A 9,343-nucleotide genomic window follows, 5' to 3' on the forward strand; every position below is an offset into this window, starting at 1 on the left:
GGGAAAGCTGGTTTTCGTGTGCCCGTTCGGGTGTGCTTGAAGCATGGAAACCAGCATCACCCTCGCCGTAGACGTCAACCCTGGGCCGTGGAAGGGCCGCTTTGACGGAGACGGCACTGAACACCGCCGCTGGTGGCAGGCAGTAGCACCCCTGACGTCGCCCGCGCCCGCAACTGCCTCGCGTCCCGCCGTCGTGCTTGGTTTTTGCAGCGATGCCGGAGTGCGCCGCAACCAGGGCCGGGTCGGTGCTGCTGCGGCTCCCGCTGCCATCCGCACGGCGCTGGGTCCGCTGGCGTTCCATCTTGACCGGGACGTGTTCGACGCCGGTGACGTGGTGGTGGAGGAGGACTCACTGGAAGCCGGCCAAGAGCGCGCCGGACGCGCCATTACGGAACTGCTCGACGCCGGAAACCTCACCGTGGTGCTGGGCGGCGGCCACGAAACCGCGTTCGCCAGTTATCTTGGCGTGGCCGGTTCGGACACGGTCCGCGGCAAACGGCTTGGTGTCCTGAACCTGGATGCCCATTTTGACCTTCGCGACGAACCCACACCGAGCTCGGGTACGCCGTTCCTGCAGATGGCCCACGCAGAAGCCGCCGCCGGCCGCGAACTGCAGTACGCCGTCGTCGGAATTTCGGAGCCGAACAACACGCGCACCCTCTTCGACACCGCCGATCGCCTGGGAGTGAAGTACCTGCTCGATGAGCTGTGCACGCCGGAGGCAGTAGAGATTTTTGTTGCCGATTTCCTGGCCGGCGTGGACGTGCTGTACCTGACCATCGACCTGGACGTGATGCCTGCATCCGTGGCGCCCGGGGTCAGCGCACCCGCAGCCTATGGCGTGCCTTTGCCAGTGATCAACGCGGTCTGCCGGCAGGTTGCTGCGAGCGGGAAGCTCCTGCACCTGGACATAGCGGAGCTGAACCCGGAGTTTGATATCGATCACCGCACCGCGAAAGTGGCCGCGCGACTGGTGAACGCCCTGCTCGCCTAGCGTTCCCTTTTCCAGCCGCCTTCCTCCGCCTACTCTGTGGGGAGGGAAGGATGGCGATGCGCGGAACTCCTGTGCAGGACAAGTGGGCTTGGGTGGCAGGGCCGATAGCTGTGGCTCTGGGACTCGCAGCGCACATGGTGGCGGGCGGCAGCGCTCCTGCCCTACCCGTCCTCCTGGCATTCGCCGCATTGTGTGCGCTCGCCGCCCAACTTATTTCCCGTTGGGTGCACGGACCGCTGCTGCTGCTCCTCCTTTCCGGCTTGGCACAGCAGCTGCTGCACTTCGGTTTCGAGGCTTTCGGAGGGTACTTTCCCGGCAGCGGATTACTGGACCACTTGCACGGCGGCCCGGTCTTGGGGGATGTGCCAACCGGGGATGTGCCAACCGGGGCCGCGTCCGGTGGCGGCGACAGACACCTCCTCCTCTACACCCACATGGCAGCTGCGATCCTCACGCTGCTGGTGGCTGCGGGAGTGTCGTTCGCAGTGAGTCGCGCCAAGGCGTCCACAGCTCAACGGGCAGCAACCTTGCGCAACGTTGAGTAGCCCGGCGACTACCTGCGTAGCGCTGCGAAAGCCTGCGACATGAACTTTGATCCGGCCGCCGCCAGGCGCCTAGTGTCGTTGGCACGTGGTGTACCCGAGAGGCCAGGGAGCTGCCTGCAAAGCAGCGCACGCGGGTTCGAATCCCGCCACCACGTCTGAGTGGCCCCGAGACCGGGGCCCCTCCCGGCGTCGCATTTGAGGGCAATGTTCGCTCCAACATTGCCATCAAATGCCACCTCGCGGGAGCATGAGGTGAGGCGCAGGGACTTTGCCGACCGCAACAACACGGCCGCTCCTTTGCGCAGCGGAGGCGCAGCACCATGTCACCCAGCACTGAGCCGGCGGACGGATTCCTGACCGACTACTACCAGCACGTGGCAGAGGACGATGTCCGCAGCTACACCCCCGAAACGCTGCTGGAACGGGCCCGCTACCATCGGTCTTTGGCTGAGCGGCGTGAGCCCGGGCAGGCCGTGATCGGGGTCCTGCATGAGCCCGACGCCAGCGTGGTCTCGATAGTCAGCGATGACATGCCCTATCTGCTCCCATCAGTCACCGCCGAAATCGCCAGGGACACCGCATCCATCCGGCTCCTCGTCCACCCAACCTTCACCGTCACCCGGGACCCAGCCACCCACCGCCTGACCACCATCCACAGCGCGCCGCAACGTATCGGGCTGCCCACCGGCGTCGAAAATTCAGCTGCCGTCATCAGTCCGCAGCTGGCCACCCCACATGATGGGCACGACGGCGGACCGCTCCCCGAAGCGTGGATGGCAATCGAAATCCCCCGGCTCCCGGACGATGCGGCTGCCGACCGCTTGGTGGGCCGGCTTCGGAGGGTCCTGCTCGACGTGCGGGCGGCCGCCGAGGACCATGCTGCAATCCATGAGGAACTGGCCCGCGAGGTGGAGGCCTTGGATGAGGTGGGAGGCCCGGGTGCTGAAGCCCGGGAGGCCATGGAGGCCCGTGAGCTGCTGCAATGGCTGGGTGAAGGGAACTTCGTGTTCCTCGGATATCGCGGGCGCCGGGGGCTGGGCGTGCTGCGGGATCGGGCGGACCACATGGACCAAATGGACTATATGGACCGGGAAGAGCCACCCGGAGGTTTTCCCTCCGGGAAACCCCGGCTGCTCACCCTCACCAAGTCCACCCAACGCTCCACGGTCCTGCGCCGCGCCTACCTGGACGAAATTACCGTGCAAACAGCCCGGACAACCGAACTGGGTACTGGCGGGCAAAGCACCGCCAGGCACAGCTTTGTGGGGCTCTTCTCCCCCAGTTCCACGTCACATTCAGCCCTGCAGATTCCCGTCATCCGTGACACGGTAAAGGAAGTGATCCGGGCGTTCGGCTATCCGCCCGGCTCGCATCACGGCAAGGAACTTCTGGCTGTGATCGAGGGGTATCCCCGTGATGAGCTGTTCCACATCGACTCCGGGCAACTGGCCGACCATGCCCGCGAGATCCTGCGCCTCCAGGAGCGTCACAGCACCAGGCTTTTCCTCCGGCCGGACTCCTATGGGCGGTTCATGACAGCGCTCGTGTTCCTGCCGCGCCACCGGTACAGCACGGCCGTGCGGCTCAGCATTGAACGTGAACTTCGGGAAGCCTTCGGTTCGGACGCCATCGAATTTGAGCTTCGTTTGGGCGAGTCCGCCATGGCCCGGGTGTTCTTCCGGGTGCTGTTGCCGCAGGCGGCTTCGACTCCCGGCGGGACGCCCGGCGTCGTGGATGCCGCAATCCTGGAGCCTCGGATCATCGCCGCTACCAGGACCTGGGCACAGGGCCTGGCTGAGGCGCTGCAGGCGCGCTATCCCTCGGAAGAGGCGGCGCGGCTCTCCCGTGAGTGGGCCGCCGCGTTCCCGGCCAGCTACAAGGCCGACTTTGAGGTGGAGGACGCTGTTGAGGACATCTCCGCGTTCGAGAGCTTCCCGGCCGCCGACGACGTGGAGCCCGATCCCCTGCTGACCGTTTACACACGGCCCGGCACCGCCGTGCTGACCGAGGACGCCCGGATCCGGCTGTATCTGACCCGCCCCAGGAGCCTCACCCAGATCCTCCCGTTCTTCCACAATCTCGGCTTGAAAGTCCTGGACCAGAGGCCTTTCGACATGCAGCGTGGAGACGGCAGGCAGTTCTTTCTGTACGACCTCGGGCTCAAGTACCCGCGTGGCGTGGATCCCCTGACGACGGGCGGACTGCTGGCGGGCGCGTTCTGCGCCGCCATGCGGGGCGACGCGGAGTCCGACGCCTTCGATGCATTGGTCATCCAAGAGGGCATCGGCTGGCGGAAAGTATCCATTTTGCGCGCTTACGCCAAGTACTTACGGCAGTTGGGAAGCACCAACTCATACGGCTTCATTACAGACACGCTCTGGTCCAACCCCCGGGCAACACATGCGCTGCTGGAACTCTTCGAAGCGAAGTTCAACCCGGACCGTTACGCACCGGACCTGTTTGATCCTGAGCTCAACAACCGTTCCGGTGTCACGTCCCACGGCGACGTTTTCGAGGAGGGCACCAGCGGGCTAAGTCACCGGACGCAGGCAATCCATACCGCCAGGGCCGCCCTGGCCGAAGCCATCGACGCCATCCCGGTCCTTGACGCCGACCGTCTCCTCCGGACGCTCGCCAGCTTGGTGGAAGCGACCTTGCGCACCAACTTCTACCAGGACAAGCCGTACATCAGCATCAAACTCGATCCCTCCGGCCTCCGGGTGGCCCCACCGCCGCGGCCACAGTTCGAGATTTGGGTTTACTCACCACGGGTTGAAGGGGTCCATTTGCGTTTCGGGCCGATCGCCCGCGGTGGCCTCCGATGGTCGGACAGGCGCGAAGATTTCCGAACCGAAATCCTGGGGTTGGTAAAGGCGCAAACGGTCAAGAATGCCGTGATTGTTCCTACCGGGGCCAAAGGTGGCTTCTTTCCCAAGCGACTCCCCGACCCGGCGGAGGACCGCGCTGCCTGGCTCACGGAGGGCCAGGAAAGCTACCGGACGTTCATCCGCGGGCTGCTGGACGTCACGGACAACCTGGTACCGGATCCCGACGGCGGCAGCAACGGTCGCGTCGTCACGCCACCGCGGGTGGTGCGGCACGACGGCGACGACTACTACCTGGTGGTCGCGGCAGACAAGGGGACGGCTGCCTTCTCTGACATCGCCAATGCCGTTGCGTCGGAGTACGGTTTCTGGCTCGGGGACGCTTTCGCATCGGGCGGTTCGGTGGGCTACGACCACAAGCAGATGGGCATCACCGCCCGGGGTGCATGGGTGTCCGTCCGGCACCACTTCAGTGAGCTCATGATCGATTCCATGGCCCAAGACTTCACTGTGGTGGGCATCGGCGACATGAGCGGTGACGTTTTCGGCAACGGCATGCTCCTGTCCAACCACATCAAATTGGTCGCCGCCTTCGACCATCGGCACATCTTCCTGGATCCCACGCCGGACCCTGCTGAGTCCTACGCGGAGCGGGAGCGGCTCTTCAGGTTCCCCCGATCCAGCTGGGCCGACTACGATCCCGCCAAGCTGAGCCCGGGAGGCGGTGTTTTCGCGCGGACGGACAAATCCATCATGATCACCGAGGAGGTCAGGCTCGCGCTCGGTCTGGCTGAAGGTGCAGAGGCTACGGGTCAGTTGGCAATGAGCCCGCCCGAACTTCTCAGGGCGATCCTCATGGCGCCGGTGGACCTTGTGTACAACGGCGGCATTGGCACCTACGTCAAGGCGTCCACGGAGTCCCACGCCGACGTCGGGGATAAAGCAAACGACGCCATCCGCGTCGATGCCAACCGGCTCCGCACCCACATCATCGCTGAAGGCGGCAACCTGGGCGTCACGCAACGCGGCAGGATCGAGGCTGCGCTGGCGGGCATCCTGGTGAACACCGATGCGATCGACAATTCGGCGGGCGTGGATTGCTCGGACCACGAGGTGAACATCAAGATCTTCCTGGACCGCATGATTTCGGCAGGCAGGATGACCGCATCGGAACGGACAGCGTTCCTGCAGTCATTGCAGGCGGAAGTAGGCCGGCTGGTGCTCAAAACCAACGATGACCAGAACGTCCTGCTCCTCAATGACAAGCAACTGGCCGTGGAATGGAGCCCCAGCTTCGAAAGGACCATGGACTGGTTGGAATCCGTAACGGATCTGGACAGGGAACTGGAGTCCCTCCCCAGTAACGGTGAACTGCAGGCGCGGGTCCTCACGGGCAAGGGCCTGACCACTCCCGAGCTCGCGGTGCTGGCCGCTTATGCCAAGATCGAGCTCGCCCGGGAGCTCACGGAAGGCGGACTCGCTGATGATCCGTGGTTCTCGCAAACACTGCGCGAGTACTTCCCCAGGCAGGTCGCGGAGCGGTTCGGCGAACATCTATCAACGCATCCGCTCCGCCGGCACATCGTTGCCACCGTGGTAGCCAACGACATGATCAACATGGGCGGAATCGCGTTCGCTTTCAGGGCCATGGAAGAAACCACGGTGTCAGCAGCCGCCGTGGCACGCGGGTTCGTGGTGATGCGTAAGGTCTGGGATCTGGACTCCGTGACCCAGGCAATCGCCCAACTGCCGGCAACTACGCCCAGCGAGCACGGTGCCGCAGTGGCTTTGGACATGCGACGCCTGCTGGACCGGTCGGTGCGCTGGTACGTTACCCATGACTTCCGCGATAAGCCCCTGTCCGATGCTTTGGCCCGGCTGGAGCAACCGATGTCCCTCATGCGGGCCAACTTCACTGGTTTCCTGCACGGCATCAATTTGGCACACTCCCAGAAGCGGCTCGCCCATACCGATGCCGTCGGCCTGCCCCACAGTTTGGGAATCCGCGCATCTGAGCTGCTGGTCAGTTACGGGCTGCTGGACATCTCGGCCATCGCAGAGGAACTCCAGGAGCCGGCAGACGCCGTGGCGGAGGTCTACTTCGCCGTCTTCGAACGGATTTCCGCCATCCCGCTGCTGGAACACATCACCATGCTTCCGCGGGACACCCATTGGGAGTCCCTGGCCCGGGCTGCGCTCAGGGATGACATGTACCTGGTCCTCGCCGACATGACCAAAGCGGTGGTCCGGCATACTCCGCGGTCCAGGGTGGCGGCCGATCCTGTGGAACGGATCGTGGATTGGGAGCACGGAAACATCGAGCAACTGGCGCGGGTCCAAGAGACCATCCGGGAGGCCATCAAGCCAGGTCCGGTGGATATCGCTGCTCTTTCAGTAGCTGTCAAACTCCTCCGCGCCATGGTTCGGACATGAGACCCACGTCACCTGGCTGCCAGTCATCTTACATATCTTGGAGCTCACCGCCTATGATTGATGGGTCGCCCTCGCATGCGGCACGTAATAGGAGGCCCCCCAATGACCCCTGCAATGACTGCAGAACGCGAAATTCGCCTGTCCTTTTCGAAGGCAGACGAGATCCACGACGGACTCGACCGCGCCGTGGATGCCTTGATCGAAAACGCAGCAGCAGACGCTGCCTGCGGAATTCTGGTGACGCGCCACGAGCCCGGCACCTACACCGTGGCTCTGGACGAATCCGTTCCCTTCGGCCAGACCCGCGAAGTACTCGCTGCCTGATACCCCAACGTATTCCCGGCAGCGACGCAAAAACCGGGGCCCGTTCCTTTCCGCATCTACTACCCGCGGAAGGGAACGAGCCCCGGTTTCTGTTTAAGCTATGCCCGTCGGAGAGTCACGCCGTCGGATTTCATGAACAGTTCCTTGCCCTCTTCGGTAACGCCGGGGCCCGAATGCTCAAGCCACACCACGTTTCCGCTGCTGGAAATTTCCTCGATCAGACCGGCGGCGATCACGTGGGCGTACTTGACCACTTCCACCCTCTCGCCAACCTTCAGCGTCTTCCAATCGGAAACCGTAGCCGAGTGAGCGTTTCGCCTGGACAGGACTGCTCCGCGTGCCTTCATTGAACTTCTACCCCTTTGTGGATGTTCTCTGTTGTGTATTGAGTTGTGTGAACGGTTGACCGTCAAGCCCACAACACCGTTGTTGTGGACGTGACGTACACCATAAGTTCTACTACATTTGCCACGCCCCGGCGCTTGCGTTGCGAACAAAGACCGGGGCGTGACAAAGATGCCCATCAGATGAGCGTTTTATTCGACGTCAGGCCAAAATCCCGACGGCGGATTCGGCGGCCGCACGGATCGCCCCGGAACCAACCAAACGGTCAGCCGCTTCCAGTTCCGGCGACAGGAACCGGTCTGTGCCCGGCCCCTGGACTACTTCGCGAAGCACCTCAAGCACTGCCGTGCCGGCAGGACCCGGGGTGAGTTCGCCGTCGGACATTTGCGTCCGCATGTCAATGGCGCGGGCGCTGGTGACAAGCTCGACGGCGAGCACGCGCCGAAGGTTCTCCACGGCCTTGCGCAGCTTCCGGGCAGCGTGCCAGCCCATGGACACGTGGTCTTCCTGCATGGCCGAACTCGGGATGGAGTCCACCGATGCGGGCACGGCCAGGCGCTTGTTGTCCGAGACCAGGCCAGCCTGCGTGTACTGGGCGATCATCAGGCCGGAGTCAACGCCGGGATCTCCAGCGAGGAAGGCCGGCAGTCCGTGCGAGCGGGCAGGGTCCAGCATGCGGTCCGTGCGTCGCTCGGCGATGGAGCTGAGGTCCGCCACGGCAATGGCCAGGAAGTCCAGGACATAGGCCACGGGAGCGCCGTGGAAGTTTCCATTGGACGTAACGCGGCCGTCCGGGAGGACCACCGGGTTGTCGATCGCAGCGGCGAGTTCGCGGGAAGCCACAAGTGCCGCGTGGTCCACGGTGTCGCGCACTGCGCCCGCAACCTGAGGGGCACATCGCAGTGAGTAAGCATCCTGCACCTTGGTGTCGTTGATCCGGTGCGAAGCAACGATTGGCGAGTTGGACAGCACACGGAGCATGTTGTCCGCGCTGGCTGCCTGGCCGGGGTGCGGCCTCAGTGCGGCGTGGAGCTCCGGCAGGAACACCTGGTCGGTGCCCAGCAGCGCCTCGACGCTCAGCGCTGCGGTGACGTCCGCCGTCGCGAGCAACAAACGGATGTCGGCGATTGCCATCAGGAGCATGCCGAGCATGCCTTCGGTGCCGTTGACGAGGGCCAGGCCCTCCTTCTCAGCGAGGGTGACCGGCTCGATGCCGTGCTGTGCGAGCAGCTCAGCAACAGGCGGCTTGCCAGCGGTTCCGTAGAGTTCGCCGTCGGGGCCCGTTGCTTCGCCTTCTCCCATGAGAACCAGGGCACAGTGCGACAGCGGTGCGAGGTCGCCGGAGCAGCCCAGCGAACCGAACTCGCGGACAAGCGGGGTGATGCCGGCGTTGAGGACGTCCACCATGGTCTGGAGAACCACAGGGCGCACGCCTGTGCGGCCGGAGGCGAGGGTCTTGGCGCGGAGGAACATGATGCCGCGGACCACTTCGCGTTCCACGGCCGGACCCATGCCGGCGGCGTGGCTGCGGATCAGCGATTTCTGCAGCTGGGTGCGGAGGTCGTTGGGGATGTGGCGGTTGGCAAGGGCACCAAAGCCCGTCGAAATCCCGTACGCCGGGACATCGCTTGTAGCGAGATCGTCAATGTGCGCACGGACCTTGGCGACGTTGTCCAGGGCATCCTGGGAAATGGTCACCTTCGCGTCGTGGCGTGCGACGGCGACCACGTCTTCGGGCGTGACGCCGCTGGAGCCGAGGGTGACGGTCAATGGTTCGTGGGTAGTAATAGTCACTGTTGCTGCCTACTTCTCGTTCATGGGGATGCGGACGCCGCGTTCGTTGGCGACGTCGATGGCGCGGTCGTAGCCGGCGTCGA

At 64.2% G+C, this 9,343-nt stretch carries 6 protein-coding genes and 1 tRNA gene; 5 read left to right on the forward strand and 2 right to left on the reverse strand.

Going from position 1 to position 9,343, the window contains the following annotated elements:
* Positions 1-43: 43 nt before the first annotated feature.
* The 5 genes from hutG (at position 44) to WBN73_RS16685 (ending at position 7,121) form a co-directional block, all read left to right on the forward strand.
* The gene (hutG, locus tag WBN73_RS16665) at positions 44-994 is read left to right on the forward strand and encodes a formimidoylglutamase (RefSeq protein WP_207596007.1); all 951 of its coding nucleotides are present in this window, start codon (positions 44-46) and stop codon (positions 992-994) included.
* A gap of 56 nt (positions 995-1,050) precedes the next feature.
* A complete protein-coding gene (locus WBN73_RS16670) occupies positions 1,051-1,539 on the forward strand; it encodes a hypothetical protein (protein WP_242703496.1) in 489 nt (162 codons plus the stop codon).
* A gap of 84 nt (positions 1,540-1,623) precedes the next feature.
* Positions 1,624-1,694 (forward strand) — tRNA-Cys (locus WBN73_RS16675).
* 165 nt (positions 1,695-1,859) lie between these two features.
* A complete protein-coding gene (locus WBN73_RS16680; protein WP_337340778.1) occupies positions 1,860-6,797 on the forward strand; it encodes an NAD-glutamate dehydrogenase in 4,938 nt (1,645 codons plus the stop codon).
* A 102-nt stretch (positions 6,798-6,899) separates the two neighbouring features.
* On the forward strand, positions 6,900-7,121 hold the full coding sequence (locus WBN73_RS16685; protein WP_089593406.1) for a hypothetical protein: 222 nt from the start codon (positions 6,900-6,902) through the stop codon (positions 7,119-7,121).
* A gap of 98 nt (positions 7,122-7,219) precedes the next feature.
* On the opposite strand, the gene WBN73_RS16690 is transcribed toward WBN73_RS16685, so the two are convergent.
* Together WBN73_RS16690 and hutH are read right to left on the reverse strand one after the other, a co-directional pair.
* Positions 7,220-7,468: a hypothetical protein gene (locus WBN73_RS16690; protein WP_207596005.1), complete on the reverse strand. Its 249-nt coding sequence runs from the start codon at positions 7,466-7,468 to the stop codon at positions 7,220-7,222.
* 199 nt (positions 7,469-7,667) lie between these two features.
* Entirely contained in the window at positions 7,668-9,260 is a 1,593-nt protein-coding gene (gene hutH, locus WBN73_RS16695) for a histidine ammonia-lyase (protein WP_280626262.1), read from the reverse strand.
* Positions 9,261-9,343: the final 83 nt, after the last annotated feature.

The sequence above is a fragment of the Paenarthrobacter sp. CCNWLY172 genome, assembly GCF_037402035.1.
In the GTDB taxonomy this organism is placed as follows: Bacteria; Actinomycetota; Actinomycetes; order Actinomycetales; family Micrococcaceae; genus Arthrobacter.